The following is a 17,630-nucleotide window of genomic DNA, read 5'->3' as shown; positions in this document are numbered from 1 at the left end:
CTTGATGTGATGCCGTTAGGGATTGCCTCGGTTACTATTCCATTTCTAACGGTCATTGTCAGTTTGCTGCCCACCCCATATAATGAAACTCATTTAGAAATGCTTGCTTGTTATCCAAGACTAGAGGCGCAAGGGGGGGGGCGCTTGGCAGGGATAACTGAATAAATATTTAATTGACCAATATTCCGTATCGCAGGATTCGACCACGATACTTCCTTGCGCCCAAATTTCGTGTTGTTTCACGTTAAATCAAAACTCGCTTTGTCAGCTTTACCTTGCCATATTATCTATATTGCTCCGGCTCGCCCTCGCGTCATTTTTTGATTTGGAAATGGAATTAGGTGGATTCCCTTAGAAATGCTAGCAGCGTGTAAGATACAAGCTCAGGAAATCAGTTATAGTACACGGCTCAGTAGATCGAATGTCGGGGGGGGATTATCTCATTATGATCTGGTCATTAGTAGGGTACTTTGTATCAACCCGGTTAATAAAGATTTAGGAGATTTTTTGTAAATATGGGAAAAGAAAAATTGTTAAGAATATTCTTTTGGAAATGGCAGACAATCGTTGTTGGTCTAACACGGATAGAGAGGTGTGTTTATTAAAGGTGAAATTGACTATAGCTATAGAAAAGTGTTTATAGGTTTTAGTACTATTTTTCAAAATGAACTGGAAATGATGAAACAAAAATGAAGCAAGATAATAAAGTTAAAGTTCTCTTTGTTTGTATGGGTAATATATGCAGATCACCTACTGCGGATGCAGTATTTAAGCATCAAGTGAAAGCTGCGGGCCTGGATAAACACATCTATGTCGATTCAGCCGGCACACACGCCTACCATATCGATGAGTCGCCTGATGAACGTGCACAGAAAGCAGCATTAAAAAGAGGATATAACATGCAGGGGTTACGTGCGCGCGCTGTACAACTAAATGATTTTGAAGAGTTTCACTATATTCTAGCAATGGATAAAAACAATCTTGCAATACTCCAGGATCGTTGTCCACAGCAATATAGTCACAAACTTGGCTTATTGATGAACTATAGCAGTCAATGGGATAGATATCAGGAAGTGGCCGATCCTTACTATGGGGGAAGTCATGGATTCGAGTTGGTGCTTGATTTAGTGGAAGATGCCAATCAAGGATTGCTAAGGCATATTATAGAAGGAGCTACTGAAAAGCGTAATCAGGGAGGCTAATACTATTTCTTTGTGTTGTACTGATCATAATTTGTTAAAAATTGTGGTAAGTAGATCAGCTTCATTAATGCGCCCAGGATCAGTGTGTGCCACCATCGCCGCATTGGGTCGCATAAAGTAATGGCAGAGTTTGCTGCTCGGACTTATCTCTCATAGCCACCCTTTGAGCAACTTTGAGAGCAGGGCATGTAGCTCGTTACCAAGGTACGCGAGAACATAAAAAGCAAGCTGTTGCTGCTGTTTTACAAGTTGCTGTTACGTAAATGCTCGATTATTGATATTGTCAATGACCGATTGAAGAGTATCTCGCAAATCGAGCATCTCCGCTATCGCGGTCTATCTAACTTCTTTGTTTATTTGATAGCTGGACTGGTGGCTTACATGCTCCCAGAAAAGAAACTTTTACTTAATATCAGACTCCCTCAAGCTCTTCCAGCGGTAATGTGATTCTTATGTCGAACTCACATTAGATTAATTTTTTATATATTAATTGTATCTTGATGGGCGCCAATGCGACTCATTTTACTATGCTTATTATTTAAAAATATTATCTGTACTATGCATCTTAAGAGAACCATAAAGTCAATGTGGTTTCTCAAAGTGCAATAGAATTGTAAAGGAGAAAAATTATGAAATTGCCAACAGCATATTATGTTATTTTAACTATTCTTTTATTATTAAATATATTTGAATTGATTGCTTAAGCATACAATCGATAGATTGTTAGTAATAATAGCCGCACATTCTATACCATAAGGGGTGATGTGCGGCATTTTTTATGCTGAATTAAAGAATTCTAATTATTCATTATATAAACTAAAAAATTTATACCATGGTGATAATTTTTTAATAGGAAAAGGAGTACATATTCCATTATTTTCTTAATCATCAGTGGAGGTTTCTCGGATTTAAAATTGCATACTAGAACAACTTCCTTCTCTCTCTCTCTTTCTTGGCGTGTTTTTGCGCTTTTCTTCTCCTTTGCTTGCTAATTTATCCTAAGGCTCTACAGTCTACATAAATATTAAAATTCCAATCTTGCCTTCATTTTTACTGTTGCACTATCTCTTGTGATTAATTTCTAGTGTTGATGGTTTAAATCGCTTTACTTTATGTCGGATAGATTTTACATTGACCCGGCTGTATGTTATGTGTAAAGTCAAATCCTTGTGCAGAATAAGGGTATTAACTTTTCATTTTTATATTTTTAATTTATAAATCCAAGGGAAGAGGGGAAAATGAGAATTAATTCTAAATGCAGAAAGCAGAGAATCTCTGCTACAGTGATGGGATTATTATTATTTGGCATGAATCCGACCGTTGTTGTTGCAAATACTGCCATGAATTTTCTTGATAAATCTGGGATTAATCTTGATCAATATGGGCTTAAAGTTGGCGGATGGATTCATGGGGGTGCAACCTTCAATCCGTATATAACCGATGGATTTAACGGTCCGGTCACCTTCGCAGATCAGGCTAACCGATTTCAGCTCAACCAATTGAACTTGTTTTTTGAACGACCCGTCGTGTCAGAAGGAAATACATGGGATATAGGATTTCGGGCGGATTTTATGTTTGGTACAGATGCCATTTTTACACAAGCCTATGGAAATCCTCCATTTGATGTAAATGATGGAAGGGCTTTAAGTGACCGAGGTAACTGGGATCTGGATGTTTGTTGTAACTCCAGTCGTACCTATGGTATCGCTTTTCCCCAAGCCTTTGCAGAGGTGTATGCGCCCATTACCGACAACAAAGGCGTTAATGTAAAGATTGGACACTTTTACACACCGATTGGTTACGAATCGGTTCCGGCACCAAATAACTTCTTTTACACCCATGCGTATACCATGCAATATGGTGAACCTTTTACTCATACCGGGCTATTGGGTGAGTATGCCATTACCGATAATTGGTCTGTGATTGCTGGGGCACTGACAGGGAGTGGGACAGGCGGCTGGGATGGTAATTTTGATAAACAATTGGCTAATTGGGGTGCGATAGGTGGATTAACTTGGACAAGTGATGATGGTGATACTTCTCTCAATATCAGCGGTACGGGCAGCACAACTTCTACTCGACACAGTGATTTCTGGGGGATGTTCAGTATTGTACTGAAACATATGATTACTTCAAAAACCCATTTTGTTTTGCAACATGATCATGGTTTTGCTGATAATGTGCTGCTCAATAACTTCCATTTTACGAATGTAAACAAGAATGCCGAGTGGTATGGCATCAATATGCATCTTTATTATGATGTGACACCCAACTTATCAATCGGTATGCGCGGAGAGTGGTTTCGTGATAGAGATGGGTTTCGTGTGTTTTCACCAGGCCGGGTTTCACTTGCGACCAATCACTTGGGCCAGAGCTATGCATTGGGTGGCTCAACTCAGCTTGCCACTAGCGCTCCTTCAGACTACTACGCTGTAACACTGGGTTTGAATTGGAAGCCAGGAAAAATGTTTAATTTCACCGAGAGCCTGCGGCAACTGAATATTCGACCAAATTTCCGCTACGATGTGGCAGACCCTCTTCATGGTTCATCTTATAGGCCGTTTGGGGGTAACAATGATCAGGTCCTATTATCACTTGATGCAATATTACCTTTCTAGTTTAAAACTTTTCTAGGAGATAGTCAGTTGTTAAATTATTCAAGAAATGCACCTTGCCGGTGCATTTCTTATATTGGCTCTTAGTTTTTGTATATCCCAGTAAGCTCGTTCTCTTTCAAGAAATTAAAATGATGAGAGGCTTGGCTGCATGCCACATCGTTGTAGCCCCTGCAGCAACATATTCATATCTTCCGGTAGTTCAGAATTCCATATCATTGTTTTGCCATGCAGCGGATGAACCAAGGCTAGCTGTTGTGCATGCAAAGCTTGTCTCGGGAATTGTGTAATCAATCGCGCTATTTCCATAGGTAGTTTCCTGGTTTTGCCAGTGTAGACCGGATCTCCCACGAGCGGATGGCCCATATTGTGCATGTGTACGCGGATCTGATGAGTCCGTCCTGTTTCCAGCCTGCAACGAAGCAGAGTGCAACCGTTGAATGATTCTAATATTTGATAATAAGTACGTGCTGGCTTGCCATGGATGGTTACAGCCATCTTGGTGCGCTGTACGGGATGTCGCCCTATGGGAGCATCGATATGACCGTTCTGTTTGACCTCACCTAATACGATTGCTAAATAATTCCGCTCGACGCTATGCTCTTGCAATTGCCGCACCAGACTGGTTTGGGCCTCTATTGTTTTTGCGACAACGAGTAAACCACTGGTATCTTTGTCTAGCCGATGGACGATACCCGCTCTGGGAATATCATTAAGCTGTTTGGAGTGATGAAGGAGTGCATTTAATAGTGTTCCCTGCCAATTCCCATTGCCAGGATGTACCACCATCCCTGCTGGTTTGTTGATGACAAGTAAGTGATTATCTTCATAAAGGATCTCAAGTGAAATTGCTTCTGCAACATGCGACTCGTTGATTGGTACAATATGAGGTTTAACACTAATTTTTTCATTCCCCCAAATTTTCTGTTTGGGTGTGGCAATCTTGCCATCTATGTTTACACGTTTTTCAAGTATCCATGATTGTAAACGGCTGCGCGACCATTGTGGCAGTAATTGTGCTAATACTAAGTCTAGACGAAGCCCAATACAATTTTGAGGTGCAACTAATTCAATAATCGATTCAGTTTGTTCAGCCAATGCGAATGAAGATGGCTTTACGCTATAATCTTGAGTAGGTTTGTTGGCTTCTATAGGAAATTTCATGTGGCATCGTTTAATTTTAATTTTAATTTTTGGGTTATCAGCATGCGGTTTATTGAAAGAAAAAACAACAGACAATAGCCAATGGTCTCCCAATAAATTTTACTCTGAAGCTAAGAATGAACTAAATAATGGTAATTATGAAGCTGCCGTAAAATTATTCGAAGCACTGGAGGCGCGCTATCCTTATGGGCGGTTTGCGCAACAAGCGCAACTTGAAATTGCATATGCCTATTATAAAGATCAGCAACAGGCTTCGGCGATTGCGGCAGCAGATCGTTTCATTCAGCTTTATCCACACCACCCAAATGTTGACTATGCATATTATATTAAAGGGTTAGCTAATTTTCATGATGACTTGGGTATCCTGGGCTATATCTCATCGAGAATTATTAATCAGGATATGAGTGAGCGCGATTCGAAAGCATCGCGTGAATCATTTGAAAATTTCAAAGAACTGGTTACCCGTTTTCCGAAAAGCAAGTACACCCCTGATGCGCTTAAGCGTATGGCACATTTAGTTAACGTGGTCGCGAAAAGTGAAATATATGTTGCGCGCTATTATATGAAACGTAAAGCATATGTCGCTGCGGTCAGGCGTGCGCAATATGTTCTGGAAGAATATCCGCAAACCCCTGCTACAGAAGAGGCCTTGTACATCATGGCTAGAGCCTATGATAGGATGGGAATGAATGATTTACGAGAAGATGTGGAAAGGGTCATGAGAAAGAATTTTCCTCAAAGTGAATACCTGTCAGGTTCAGATTCGTTAGGGAAAGAATCCTGGTGGAAAATATGGTAATCGCGTGACCTGTTGGAAGGAGCGCGAGTATTTCTAGGAATAAGCGAATATTGTCGACTCAGTCCACTCATCTTGTAAGCGGACTGCCAAAACATCGCACTGGGCATGGTGCAGTACACCACTGGCAGTCGATCCTAGAAGCAATGCAAGGCCGTGTCGTCCATGTGAACCTACTACAATCAAATCAATATCTTCTCTATTAGCAATTCGAATAATTTCTACTTCTGGCTTGCCCCAGATTAACCATAGATTGGTGGGGTCAATCGTTAATTGATTAGCCGTATGGATCAATTTATTTTTTTCTATTTCAAGCCGTTCATAGGGTGAATCCGAATAAAGTGGAATCTCTGTGCCATAGGCGGTATCTGGCATTGGAATATTATCCAGTATGTGGATAACGCTCAGTTTCGCATTGAAGAAGGTCGCCAAACGCTCAGCTTTGCGGGCAACATATGTATCCTCATCTGAGAAATCGACTGCTAACAAAATATGCTGATAATCGGCCATAGTTAGTCTTTTGGTTGAGCAAGATAATGCTGACTGGTAAAAACAATTATCTTATTGCCATAGAAAATTAGACAAGAATAAGGGAATACATTCCTCATCGTATTTACTGTTATAAGCATGGATGCTATATAGGTGAGGCCTATTGCGCTACGCGGAGATGACTAAGATTTTTTGCCGACCAGACTGAATTCAAGAATGACAGCGACAAGCTTTATTATGTAAAAATTATAGATGATAACCTGTTTGCAAAGTGTCAGTGTACCGCTAAAATTCCAATCATTCCATTTCTAAATCAAAAATCACGCGAAGGCGAGCCGTAAACGGTATCAATAATACGGCAAAGTGAAGCTGACAAAGTCAGTTTTGATTTAGAAATGAAATAACAAGTGTCATTATAACTAACTCATAATACCATTCTTATCGTAATGATTTTATTCTATTCTATGGCGTTCTGCCGAATGTTTCTTTTTTATAAAGAGATAAAAGCCTTGTAAAGATTAAATAAGCTAATGATAGTAATCAAAATCCCTACTAGTATGAGTAATGTGCGTGCATGAAATTTCTTGCATAAGATAGCTGCAAAAGGTGCTGCAAATAAACCTCCGAATATTAAGCCGATAATAATTGGCCAAGTATTAGTTTCCATCAGTAATGCGAAAACGGCTGCACTAGTCAGTGTCAAGAAAAATTCCGCAAAATTGACTGAACCAATTGTTGTGCGGGGATCATTACCTGTGCCCACCAAAGTTGTGGTTACAATCGGCCCCCAACCTCCGCCACCAGCAGCATCCATAAAACTACCAAAAAGTGCCAGTTTACCTACATGTTTTGGAGCTTCTTTTCGAATATTTAATTGACGAAAAGCCTTACTCAGGATATAAATTCCTAGCAGAAGCAGATAAGCCGAGATAAAAGGTTTAAATAATGTACCGTCTATATGCGTGACTAATACTGCACCTAATATACCGCCCAGCATGCCTGGTAACAATAAGCGCGTAAAGAGGTGTTTGTTCACATTGCCAAATTTGGCATGAGCAATGCCTGAAACCCCGGTTGTGAAAATCTCAGCAATATGGACACTAGCACTAGCTGCTGCGGGATTTGCACCTGATGCTAATAAAAAAGTGGTTGCTGTAATGCCATAGGCCATGCCTAATGCACCATCGATTACTTGTGCGAGAAAACCAACGGCAACAGCGCTCCAAAAAACTCTGCTATCGAGCGTACCATTAATGATCAACCAACTATCGATCCAATCCTGTGCAAGAAAGAAGCGACCAATCAGAAATAAAATAAGCGAAATTAAAATAATGGCAGCAAACCAGACGGAAGCACGTAAAAAAGGGTGTGCCTCTAAGTGAGATACCGTATCTTCAACAGGTGGTAGCCCAAATTGTTGGTGCTCTTCATTTATCGGATTGAGTGTCAAGTCCAAATTGCGGATTTTCATGAGCTTAACTTAATAGCCTTAAATGCCTGGCACTATAGTCTTGCTCAAGCTAAATGAGAAATAATATTATGTAATAAGCTTATATGAAAAATTTCTAACGCTGATGAGTGTAGTCCGATAAATACGAAGGAACATTGATAAATATACTCAATAATTAGCGCTTATGGGAGCGCCAGGGTAATTTAATAGTTTCATCAAACAGGTCGTTGGAAAGTTACTGATCTGGCTAAATAGAATCGAATCAGTCGACTATACTTTCTTAACTTACTTATGGCTGCTGAGCTTCTTAAGGGTTTGAATAACGCCCCCTATTATGAAATACTCTCAGCTTTTTTCTCCAGCAGAAACTGTCAGCAACCCGTTTAAATTCTATCATTATGGAATTAGCACCGGCACACTGGCAGTTTAAAGTTAAATTTCTCAGATTGTTTCCAGAAGGAAATTAAAAATGGAAGCTTCACACAGTTATACCTATAGAGCCTTTGCCCGATGCGCCCGCTTCTCCTACCACCATGCTCCCTGGATTCTGTTTGCGGCATTCCTGATAGCTATAGCTAGCACTGTATATGTCGTGCGCAACCTCGGTATGAATACGGATACTACAGATATCCTCTCTAAGGATCTGCCATTTCGTGCTAATAGCATACACTATAATAAAACATTTCCTCAGGAGATGGATATTCTGCTGCTCGTGTTGGATGCGCCTACACCGGAGCAGGCTTATTCTGCTGCTGGTCAGCTTGCAGCGCGCTTGAAAAAAGACCCTAAGAATTTTATTGATGTTTATGCTCCCAATGTTGATGTTTTTTTTGAACGCAATGGCTTACTTTACGAGAATATTTCAGAACTCGAACGCATTACTGATCGCCTGGCAGAGGCACAACCATTAATCGCGCGTATTGCTGATAATCCATCACTCCATACTTTTTCCTCAGTGCTTACTGGAGCAATAAAAGAATTAAGTAAAGGGCGTAACTTGGAGCTGGGGCCGGTGTTAAAAAGTATGAGCGATACTCTGGATGCGCGGCTTGCAGGGAAGCCACAGCAGCTATCCTGGCAGACACTTTTTCGCGGTGAACCACAGAAAAATAGTTATCAAGAAATAATTTTGGTAAAACCAAGACCAGATTACTCTCAGCTTTTTGCAAGTGAACAGGCTATATCTGCAGTTCATGCTGCGGCGAGAGAGATTGGTTTAACAGAAGATGGTCCAATTCAGCTTCGTGTTACAGGTGATATGGCATTAGCTAATGATGAGCTCAAGAGCTCACTCAGTGGCATGGAATATGCTGGAATTATCACCTTCGTGCTGGTAGCAATAGTCCTCTATTTTGCAATGCGCTCAATTGGTATGGTGCTTGCCGTATTGCTTTGCTTAACGTTAGGATTGTTGCTTACAGCAGCCTTTGCTACCGCTGCCATTGGTCAACTGAATGTTATCTCTATTGCTTTTGCAGTGCTATACATAGGTCTTGGCGCAGATTTCGCTATTCACTTTTTGTTACGATATCGTGAAGTGTTAGAGAATGGTCAAATTTCAACAGAAGCCATGTATAAGGCGGGTGGCGAAGCCGGGAGTGCATTGGCTGCATGCACAATTGCCAATGCGATTGGTTTCTATGCATTTATACCCACCAGTTACAGTGGAGTAGCGGAATTAGGCATTATTTCCGGCACGGGTATGCTGATCAGTTTGCTGGTTACCTTCATCATAGGTCCTGCTCTGTTACGATATTTGTCGAAACGACCTATTTCTGAAACGAGCAACAGGGGCTCTCTGGGAAAAGTACTTGAGTTTTCTTTAAATTGGCGCAAATTGACGTATGCCGCTATTTTGGTATTGCTACTTATTGCTATCGCTTTATTGCCTCAGATAAGGTTTGACTACAATTTACTTAATATGCAAGACCCGAAAGGAAAAGCGGTACAAACTTTTCGGGAGTTACTAGCGCTCCCTGAACATTCTCCCTGGTATGCAATCGTGTTAACCAAGGATCGTGAAGAAGCGCGACAATTAAAAGATCGCTTGGCTGAGCTTCCTGAGGTAGGCAAAATAATTACATTTCTTGATTTTGTACCAACGGAGCAGGAAGAGAAGCTTTCAGTTATTGAGGAAATGGCACTTATCATCGGTCCGCTCATACTCTCATTATCGGAGCCTTCGACAGATAAGCAAATGGTGATGCAGCAGCTCGAAGAATTAAATGCTTTGAGTACAGCATTAGGTCACTATATTAAGGAACACCCCGAATCCTCCCTATCTGATTCTGCGCGTACACTCAAAACATCTCTTGCAAAACTGTTTAGCCTGTTAGACAGCATGGATCTCAGCGATAAGAAAAAATTACTGCATTCAATAGAAGAGGATTTACTTTATACATTACCCATTGCCATTCAGCGTTTACGCACTTCGGTTGAAGCCACACCCTTTAGCGAACAAGATCTGCCCGAACCACTCAGCAGACGTTGGCTCAGCCATACAGGAGAGTATCGAATTGCGGTATACCCATCAGAAGATATCGGTGACAACAAAGCATTGGCGGGCTTCGTAAGAGCAGTGCAGCAAATAGCGCCGCATGCAACCGGAATGCCGGTGGTAAGTCTTGAGGCAGGTGAGGCAGTAGTAGAAGCATTCATTCAAGCTTTTTCTTTAGCCTTGGTAGGGATCACAGTAGCTCTTCTGATATTATTGCGCAGCATAAAATATACTTTACTTGTACTAATTCCACTTTTGCTGTCTAGTGTATTTACTGGTGTTTTCACTGTCTTGCTGGATATACCGTTTAACTTTGCTAATATTATCGCCTTGCCGTTATTACTTGGCCTGGGTATTGATAGCAGCTTGCATATGGTGCACCGAAGCCTAGATAACCATCAGGAAAGCGAAATCCTGATCCACACAAGTACTGCGCGCGCTATTTTTTATAGCGCTTTAACTGCCTTGGTTGATTTTGCAAGCCTCATGTTCTCACCGCACAAAGGTACCGCCAGCATGGGTGCGTTACTTACTGTTGGATTAGCTTTTACGTTGATTTGTACTCTCATTATCTTACCAGCACTGCTACGGATTCCTGCTCAGTATGCCAAATCATGAATTTTGGTTACGTTAAACTTTTTTACTGAGAAACGCATTGTCAATTATCTGAAATTGTAATTCTATTTCCAGATCAAACATGACGCGGAGGTGAACCTCAGACAGTATCAATAATGTGACAAGGTGAAGCCGACAAAGTCAGGTGTGATTTAGAAATAGAATAATCGGTTTTTGATAATGCAGAAGCCTTGATCTTAATTCATTGCAATCTATTTCATTGTTTTTTATAGCGATGTTTGAGATATTCAATGATGGGCGGCGATATTGACAGAATGATAATTGCAAAAATAACAAATTTGAAGTTTTTCTGAATAAATGCGAGTTGCCCAAAATAATACCCGGCATAAACAAATAACCCTACCCACAGTACAGCACCAATTATGTTATATATAATGAAAGTACGGTAGGGCATGGTCCCAATACCCGCTACAAATGGAGCGAATGTGCGAATAATAGGAATAAAGCGAGCAATGATAATGGTTTTACTTCCGTGTTTGAGGTAAAAGGCGTGGGTCTTGTCTAAATACTCACGTTTAAAGAAGCGAGACTCTGGCGAAATAAAAATTTTTGGTCCAATTTTTTTACCGATCCAGTAATTTACACTGTCCCCTAAAATACCTGCGATGCACAATCCAGTAAGTAAAAAATGCGGATTGAGTTGTGACTCTGGTAACGATGCGAGAGAACCTGCAGCGAATAATAGAGAATCACCGGGCAACAGGGGAAGCACGACAAGCCCCGTCTCACAAAATATAATTAAAAACAGAATGCCATAAAGCCATAGCCCATATTCTGATGCGAGTTCATGAAGATACTTGTCAATATGGAGAATAAAATCAATAAGAAACATAAGCGTAGAATAAAAAAGTAATTTCCATATTAAAAAAAGGATGAGCTAGAGAATCTAGCATGCTATTGAACACATTGAGAAGCAGCCAAAAAGCAATATTTAGCTTGAGCAACGTATTGGCACTAAAAAATTAGATATTCATATTATTTTGAAACCTAATATTAGGTGTTCTTGAATACATCTCTCTATCAATATAAATAGAATTGATCGAAAGTGAGAATTAGCAATCACATAATTTATATTGCCATTTATAAACCAAAAATGACGCGAAGGCGAGCCGTAGGTAGTATTAAGACGGTATTAATAATGCGGCAAGATGAAGCCAACAAAATCAGTGTTGATATAGAAATGAAATTAAGGGCGCCTCTATATGTATGCTGCGAATAGATTTTCAATGCGTTGAGATGAAATACCAGCGGATGCATATTATTCTAATACGTGCTTATCTTATCTGATTAAGAATCAATTATTTTTAATAACTGGCTGACTGGTAATGGACAGCAATGTCGCAAATTTGAATTCTGATGATTGACATGATATTTTCATGCAGATTTCCAGCAATAAAAAGTATCGAACTTTCACAGCTTTAATACTTTTTGTATGTGGTAACATCGAATAAATAGAATTATAAAGCTAATTAATTTTTTCACTTAACATCTACCGTTCTCTACTTGTGATGTCGATTATACTGCCTGTTGATGACTGATCAGTCTGAATAAATCAAGGCTTATATCTTTAGTTACAAAAATTGAGTTAGCGATATTTCTACTAATTAAAATAACCTTACCTCAAGCCTTAATCGATAATGTCTGAATTAATACAAGAACAGATACCACCCCCGGTAAAAATAAAAAAAGAGATTGAGACAGAACCAATCAAGACTTTTGAAGTAGATGGTCATAAAATTACCATCCTCGGTACCGCGCATATTTCCCAAACAAGCGCGGACAAAGTGAAAGAATTGATTGCCACTGGCGAATTTGACGCAGTGGCTGTCGAATTATGCCCAAGCCGTCATAAGGCCATTGTTGATCCAGATCTATTAAGTAAAATGGATCTCTTCCAGGTCATTAAAAAAGGTCAAGCAAGTATGGTTGCTGCCAGTCTGGCGCTAGGAGCTTTTCAGCAGAGAATGGCTGAACGATTAGGTGTCGAACCCGGCGCAGAAATGCGAACAGCTATTAAAGACGCAACAGAAGCTAAATTACCCGTTTTGCTCATTGATAGAGAAATTGGAATTACTCTTAAGCGCATCTATCACAACGTACCGTGGTGGAGACGTATGGAATTATATAGTGGCTTGCTCGCCAGCATTATTACACGGGAAACAGTGAGTGCTGAAGAAATCGAGCGATTAAAAGAAGGTGATGTGCTGGAGAGTGCTTTCTCAGAGTTTGCAGAAAATGAAAAGCATTTATTTAAACCACTCATCAGTGAACGTGATGAATATATGTCGGCACGCCTCTTGAAAGAATGTGTAGAAAACAACTATCAACATACCCTTGCCGTGGTAGGTGCAGGGCACTTGAAAGGGATAGAGCAAATTATGAGGAACGGCAGTGTTAACGATCCGGATATAGCCATTCAGCAGCTTGACACTATTCCAGAATCCACCAATTGGTTTAAATTTCTACCATGGGTGATCGTAACCATGGTGCTGACAGGCTTTACAATAGGGTTTATGCGTAGTCCTGAGGTTGGTATGTCAATGATAATCGATTGGATACTCATTAATGGTGGCCTAGCTGCTGTGGGTGCTACCATTGCACTCGCTCATCCACTCACCATTTTAACTGCTTTTCTAGCTGCTCCAATTACCTCTCTTGATCCTACAACAGGCGTTGGAATGTTTACAGCTTTAGTAGAGGCCTATTTACGCAAACCTACAGTGGGTGATTTTAGTCGCCTTAGAAGTGATACGGCTAGCCTAAAAGGCTGGTGGCATAATCGAGTAACACGTATTTTACTGATATTTCTGCTTTCTTCAGTGGGATCAGCCATTGGCACCTATATAGCAGGTTATAAAATAGTTGAACTAATCATTGGCGGCTGATACCTTTTAAGAAAAAATGGAATAAGCAGCCAAATAGTGGAATAAGAGAGTGAATCTAGCACTGATTTGACCGCTGCTTGATTGGAAATGCAATTAATATCATCTGATGAATAAAAAAACTTGGATTCAAGTAATAAGTGTATAACCCACCAATTTTTCAGCATCTGTGCCTGACAATTTCCGGAACGCCTCGTAAGGCGTCCTGAATCCCAGGCACTTTTTTGGCCTGTTGTTAAGTTTGTGTACAGCATCTAATACCTGCCCGGTGGTCACATCCAGCAGCCCCATCATTTTAGGGAAGTATTGGCGTAACAGTCTATTGACGTTCTCATTCTGGCCACGCTCCCACGCGTGATAGGGTTTAGCAAAATAAGTTTCACATTCAAGAATATTCGCTACTTCTTCATGCTTAGCGAACTCCTTGCCATTGTCAAAGGTGAGCGTCTGTACCCAATCCTTGAATACGCCCAGAAGAGTGTTGATACCGCATACCACCTCCTCTGCAGTTTTGTTTGCCACTAGTAGGGCAAGGCGTAGCTTGGATTTGCGCTCATCCAATGTGACGAACTAACGTACCCTTGTGCCCTGGCCAATCATGGTGTCTGCTTTCCAGTCACCTAACCGCTCTCGTCGGTTTGGTACTTCAGGGAGCTTATCAATGTCTACCCGATTGGGGATGTCCTTGCAGCTGCCTGTGATACTGCCATAGCGTTTACGGTACTTTTTCGCATGGTGGCGTAAGTTCAGGTATAGCTGACCGCCTGCCCGTTGATCCTTCTGGATATGCTGATAGATGGTTTCATGGCAGACACTATTCTTACCTTCCCGTTTCAGCCTGCCGCCGATCTGCTCGGGGCTCCACTGCTGCTGAAGCAGCATGTCGATATGACCCGTCAGCTCACTTGTTATTTGATGGCTTTGGGTTTGACTGCATGGCGTTGTTTGGCTCTCCTGTTCGCCTGCGTATGGCGGTAACCACGCAGTCCCATGTTCTGTGTAAGTTCTCGGCTAATGGTGGATTGAGAACGGTTCATATCCCGTGCTATCGATTCTGCGACTCCCCCTGTTTAAACGCATTTCGATATAATTCCTCTCCGCAAGGGTAGTTGTGCATAAGCCATAAAGTCTCCCGTCAGTGGTATGTCGGAATGCCTTTTACCATGCCTTGCTCTTGGCTGCTTCGGTTGGCATGCATCCCGGCTTGATAAACGGGTTATGCACTTATGATACGAATTCACCTTTTATTAATACTAGACAATCTCTAGATAAAATAATTTTTGGGTCACTACTGTCCGGTTAACCCTAAGCCCTTGAGAGATAAAGCCTGAGTGGGCTTGGGGATGGAGTAAAATTGATGTGTTCGAAACAGCAATTTTCCAATTCAAGGACTTAAGCCTAAAGTATCTTAACACTGTATGACATCAACTGCTCAAGTACATTCCCCGTTATCGTTTTGATCGAGCCGTAGCACGCCATGGAGGGGATCACCGCATACGGACACTTAACTGTTAGACGCAGTTTGTAGCGCTGATTTATGCGCAACTGGCGCAACGCGTTTCACTTCACGATCTGCCAGCAGCTTTCAATAGTCATGCTACTTGCCATTTTCACTTGGGAGCGACACTGATTCGCCGCTCCACACTGGCAGATGCTAACGCGCAGCGTGCGCCTGGCCTCTTTCGCGAAATCATGTTCTGGTTGATCCACAAGCTTCAAGGTAACCTGCCGTCTGCGAACGAGATCGTGCGGTTGACTGATTCCACCACACTGGATTTGAATCTCCACCACTATGCCTGGGCTAAGTTTCGTTCCACTAAGGCAGGTATAAAACTCCATACTGTCTACGACCTGCATGCCTGTATTCCTACTTCTTTGAGATGGGTGAGGCCCGTGCGCATGAAAGCCAATACTGTATTTGAAGTGATCTCCTCGCAGCATGTAGACGGCTAGGGTTGTGGCAATTAAGTACTTTTTTGCTTTCTTGAGAATAGCTCGCCCTGTACTCAAGCTTTAATTTTAATTTCGGCGTATGTACGCTTGCGCACAGAGAAAACCCGCTTCGGAGCGTACGCTAAAGATGGTCCTGGTTTTATCAAAACAGCGATAAAGAGCCGAAACACATCATAGATGTTTTTTGAAATTACCGAATAGGAGAGCAATTATGCCTTCGAATAAAGGAAAGGATGAGGACAACAAGGGCACCAGCCAGCGTGGTTTTGCTTCTATGGACGAAGAAAAACAGCGTGAAATTGCGAGCAAGGGCGGCCGTGCAGCTCACGAGAAGGGCACTGCGCATGAGTTCAATTCAGAAGAAGCTCGCGAGGCGGGCCGTGCAGCTCACGAGAAGGGTACGGCTCATGAGTTTACTTCTGAAGAGGCGCGTGAAGCGGGCAGAAAAGGAGGTTATGCTGCCCATGAAAGAGGTACAGCCCATGAGTTTAGCTCGGAAGAGGCGCGTGAGGCAGGTCGCAAAGGTGGACAGTCAGGTGGCAAAGGCCGCTCTGAGGAAGATGATGAATCATCTTCCTCTACCCGTGGCGGGACATCTGAGCAGCATGCGAAAGCAGGCAGCCAAAGCCATAAAAACCGCTAACCAGTCGTAATAACAACGAGCAGATTCATCTGCTCGTTATCTCTGTGTCAACATAAGTATTGTGTTGGCTATATCTGGAATTACTCTGCATCCATTGCTAAGACTAAGAGGAGTTTACTATGAGTACTCATACACAAGGAAACGTAGTGCTATCTTCACGCACAGATTGGTGGACAATTAATTGGAGCGCTGTTTTTGCGGCCCTGGTTTTTATTTATGCCTTAAGCTGGCTAATATTCACTCTCAGCGCGGCGATTGGCTTCAGTATCGTCGAGGTTCCTGACATCAAAGATATAGATACCAAATCAGAAGGATTAACCGTTAGTTTTGCATTATATGGATGGTATATTGTGACCGCCTTTATTGTGTATTTTCTAGGCGGCATCCTGGCCGGTAAGCTTTCAGGTAATACTGACCACCGTGCAGCGACCTTGCATGGCGTAGTGGTGTGGTCAATTACCATTATTATTGCCGTAATATTGGCCTCTATGGGAGTTAGCAGTTTGTTGAGTTCTGCAGCCGGGGCGATAAAAACCACAGCTACAGCTGGCACGAATATAACGAAAGCAGTTTCATCCGGTAAAGAAGGAGCAATATCACAATTACCTTCTTCGTTACAGCCTTTAATTGGTTCAATAAAGCAGGGTATTAGAAAAGGAACTTCTCAAGATGAGCAAAAATTAGAGAAAGCTTCCGAACAAATTGATCCACAAGCTTTAGGTTTAATCGCGGCTGCATTAATACGCGGTGATGAGAAGGAGGCGAAGGAAATTATTGCCAGTAATACCGATTTAGATGAAAAAGAAATCGATGAACTGGTCAGTTCAGTAAAAACCAAAGCAGATAATGTTGGTAAGGACATTCAGAGGAAAGCTGATCAAGCCAGAGAATATGCAGCTGGAATTCTCTGGTTAATGCTTATAAGTTATATTGTAGCATTAGTTGCAAGCATCATTGGCGCCAGATATGGAGCCAGGAAATTAGCTTCTTCTGTTCAGCATGTTTAATCTATACAAAATAAAAGTAGCAGATCTCTGCAGCGTTTGCTGCGGAGATTTTCATTTTTGGGAATACATCCTCATTTCTCTACACTTAATCAGCACACACAAAACTATACCCATCGCACATGAAATTTCGGCACTCAGGTGCTACCAATGATTTGGAAATTATCAGTTAATAATGTGCGTAATTCTGCTTCGTAATGATCGGTTGCTGTAAAAAAAGCTTGGCAAGCACTTTTGAAAAGTGAAAAAGTTTCATAGTAGCGCCCATACAGGATTTTCTTCTTGAAAAATTTCCAATA

14 protein-coding genes and 3 pseudogenes are annotated in these 17,630 nt (G+C 41.5%); 11 read left to right on the top strand and 6 right to left on the bottom strand.

Annotation, left to right across the window (positions count from 1 at the left end; genetic code table 11):
• Positions 1-9: 9 nt before the first annotated feature.
• From BM283_RS18860 to BM283_RS11035, 4 genes and pseudogenes are all read left to right on the top strand, one after another.
• Positions 10-165 (top strand): hypothetical protein, encoded by a 156-nt coding sequence (locus tag BM283_RS18860; RefSeq protein ID WP_175492105.1) that lies wholly within the window; start codon positions 10-12, stop codon positions 163-165.
• A 524-nt stretch (positions 166-689) separates the two neighbouring features.
• Positions 690-1,202: a low molecular weight protein-tyrosine-phosphatase gene (locus tag BM283_RS11045; protein ID WP_090693045.1), complete on the top strand. Its 513-nt coding sequence runs from the start codon at positions 690-692 to the stop codon at positions 1,200-1,202.
• A 204-nt stretch (positions 1,203-1,406) separates the two neighbouring features.
• Positions 1,407-1,649: pseudogene (locus BM283_RS20580) on the top strand (transposase); the annotation flags it as partial.
• Positions 1,650-2,440: 791 nt separating this feature from the next.
• Positions 2,441-3,820 (top strand): porin, encoded by a 1,380-nt coding sequence (locus tag BM283_RS11035; protein ID WP_090693040.1) that lies wholly within the window; start codon positions 2,441-2,443, stop codon positions 3,818-3,820.
• 123 nt (positions 3,821-3,943) lie between these two features.
• On the opposite strand, the gene rluD is transcribed toward BM283_RS11035, so the two are convergent.
• Positions 3,944-4,981 carry a 23S rRNA pseudouridine(1911/1915/1917) synthase RluD gene (gene rluD, locus BM283_RS11030; protein ID WP_090693036.1) on the bottom strand — a complete coding sequence of 346 codons (1,038 nt, stop codon included), beginning with the start codon at positions 4,979-4,981 and terminating at the stop codon, positions 3,944-3,946.
• Between rluD and BM283_RS11025 the strand changes: the two genes are divergently transcribed.
• Positions 4,980-5,780 (top strand): outer membrane protein assembly factor BamD, encoded by an 801-nt coding sequence (locus BM283_RS11025; RefSeq protein ID WP_090693034.1) that lies wholly within the window; start codon positions 4,980-4,982, stop codon positions 5,778-5,780. The two genes, rluD and BM283_RS11025, sit on opposite strands and share 2 nt — an antisense overlap.
• 33 nt (positions 5,781-5,813) lie before the next feature.
• On the opposite strand, the gene BM283_RS11020 is transcribed toward BM283_RS11025, so the two are convergent.
• Both BM283_RS11020 and BM283_RS11015 read right to left on the bottom strand, forming a co-directional pair.
• The gene (locus BM283_RS11020; RefSeq protein WP_090693031.1) at positions 5,814-6,287 is read right to left on the bottom strand and encodes a universal stress protein; all 474 of its coding nucleotides are present in this window, start codon (positions 6,285-6,287) and stop codon (positions 5,814-5,816) included.
• 469 nt (positions 6,288-6,756) lie between these two features.
• Positions 6,757-7,737, bottom strand: a complete 981-nt coding sequence (locus BM283_RS11015) for a sulfite exporter TauE/SafE family protein (RefSeq protein WP_090693030.1) — start codon at positions 7,735-7,737, stop codon at positions 6,757-6,759.
• Between the two features lie 448 nt (positions 7,738-8,185).
• Between BM283_RS11015 and BM283_RS11010 the strand changes: the two genes are divergently transcribed.
• Complete coding sequence (locus BM283_RS11010) at positions 8,186-10,831, top strand: MMPL family transporter (RefSeq protein ID WP_090693027.1); 2,646 nt, start codon at positions 8,186-8,188, stop codon at positions 10,829-10,831.
• 214 nt (positions 10,832-11,045) lie between these two features.
• On the opposite strand, the gene BM283_RS11005 is transcribed toward BM283_RS11010, so the two are convergent.
• Positions 11,046-11,681, bottom strand: coding sequence for a DedA family protein (locus BM283_RS11005; RefSeq protein WP_090693024.1), 636 nt, complete (start codon positions 11,679-11,681; stop codon positions 11,046-11,048).
• A gap of 805 nt (positions 11,682-12,486) precedes the next feature.
• Between BM283_RS11005 and BM283_RS11000 the strand changes: the two genes are divergently transcribed.
• Positions 12,487-13,734, top strand: coding sequence for a TraB/GumN family protein (locus tag BM283_RS11000; protein WP_090693022.1), 1,248 nt, complete (start codon positions 12,487-12,489; stop codon positions 13,732-13,734).
• 126 nt (positions 13,735-13,860) lie between these two features.
• Here the strand turns inward: BM283_RS11000 and BM283_RS20025 are convergent.
• Positions 13,861-14,631: pseudogene (locus BM283_RS20025) on the bottom strand (IS30 family transposase).
• Between the two features lie 8 nt (positions 14,632-14,639).
• Positions 14,640-14,780, bottom strand: a complete 141-nt coding sequence (locus BM283_RS18105; protein ID WP_302848288.1) for a hypothetical protein — start codon at positions 14,778-14,780, stop codon at positions 14,640-14,642.
• Between the two features lie 379 nt (positions 14,781-15,159).
• On the opposite strand from BM283_RS18105, the pseudogene BM283_RS20575 reads away from it, so the two are divergent.
• The 4 genes and pseudogenes from BM283_RS20575 to BM283_RS10970 form a co-directional block, all read left to right on the top strand.
• Positions 15,160-15,342, top strand: a pseudogene (locus BM283_RS20575) (DUF4372 domain-containing protein); the annotation flags it as partial.
• Between the two features lie 3 nt (positions 15,343-15,345).
• Entirely contained in the window at positions 15,346-15,684 is a 339-nt protein-coding gene (locus BM283_RS10980) for a hypothetical protein (RefSeq protein ID WP_254776338.1), read from the top strand.
• 211 nt (positions 15,685-15,895) lie between these two features.
• Positions 15,896-16,327, top strand: coding sequence for a KGG domain-containing protein (locus BM283_RS10975; protein WP_090693013.1), 432 nt, complete (start codon positions 15,896-15,898; stop codon positions 16,325-16,327).
• Positions 16,328-16,446: 119 nt separating this feature from the next.
• Positions 16,447-17,334, top strand: a complete 888-nt coding sequence (locus BM283_RS10970) for a hypothetical protein (RefSeq protein ID WP_090693011.1) — start codon at positions 16,447-16,449, stop codon at positions 17,332-17,334.
• Positions 17,335-17,630: the final 296 nt, after the last annotated feature.

The sequence above is a fragment of the Nitrosomonas sp. Nm34 genome (genome assembly GCF_900113925.1).
Taxonomy (GTDB): Bacteria; Pseudomonadota; Gammaproteobacteria; order Burkholderiales; family Nitrosomonadaceae; genus Nitrosomonas.
This window is presented reverse-complemented; position numbering and strand designations above follow the sequence as displayed.

Bases quoted from the DNA above. Each gene is read 5' to 3' on its own strand.
- BM283_RS18860 (WP_175492105.1), top strand. From the start codon at position 10: ATGCCGTTAGGGATTGCCTCGGTTACTATTCCATTTCTAACGGTCATT.
- BM283_RS11045 (WP_090693045.1), top strand. From the start codon at position 690: ATGAAGCAAGATAATAAAGTTAAAGTTCTCTTTGTTTGTATGGGTAAT.
- BM283_RS11035 (WP_090693040.1), top strand. From the start codon at position 2,441: ATGAGAATTAATTCTAAATGCAGAAAGCAGAGAATCTCTGCTACAGTG.
- BM283_RS11025 (WP_090693034.1), top strand. From the start codon at position 4,980: ATGTGGCATCGTTTAATTTTAATTTTAATTTTTGGGTTATCAGCATGC.
- rluD (WP_090693036.1), bottom strand. From the start codon at position 4,981: ATGAAATTTCCTATAGAAGCCAACAAACCTACTCAAGATTATAGCGTA.
- BM283_RS11020 (WP_090693031.1), bottom strand. From the start codon at position 6,287: ATGGCCGATTATCAGCATATTTTGTTAGCAGTCGATTTCTCAGATGAG.
- BM283_RS11015 (WP_090693030.1), bottom strand. From the start codon at position 7,737: ATGAAAATCCGCAATTTGGACTTGACACTCAATCCGATAAATGAAGAG.
- BM283_RS11010 (WP_090693027.1), top strand. From the start codon at position 8,186: ATGGAAGCTTCACACAGTTATACCTATAGAGCCTTTGCCCGATGCGCC.
- BM283_RS11005 (WP_090693024.1), bottom strand. From the start codon at position 11,681: ATGTTTCTTATTGATTTTATTCTCCATATTGACAAGTATCTTCATGAA.
- BM283_RS11000 (WP_090693022.1), top strand. From the start codon at position 12,487: ATGTCTGAATTAATACAAGAACAGATACCACCCCCGGTAAAAATAAAA.
- BM283_RS10975 (WP_090693013.1), top strand. From the start codon at position 15,896: ATGCCTTCGAATAAAGGAAAGGATGAGGACAACAAGGGCACCAGCCAG.
- BM283_RS10970 (WP_090693011.1), top strand. From the start codon at position 16,447: ATGAGTACTCATACACAAGGAAACGTAGTGCTATCTTCACGCACAGAT.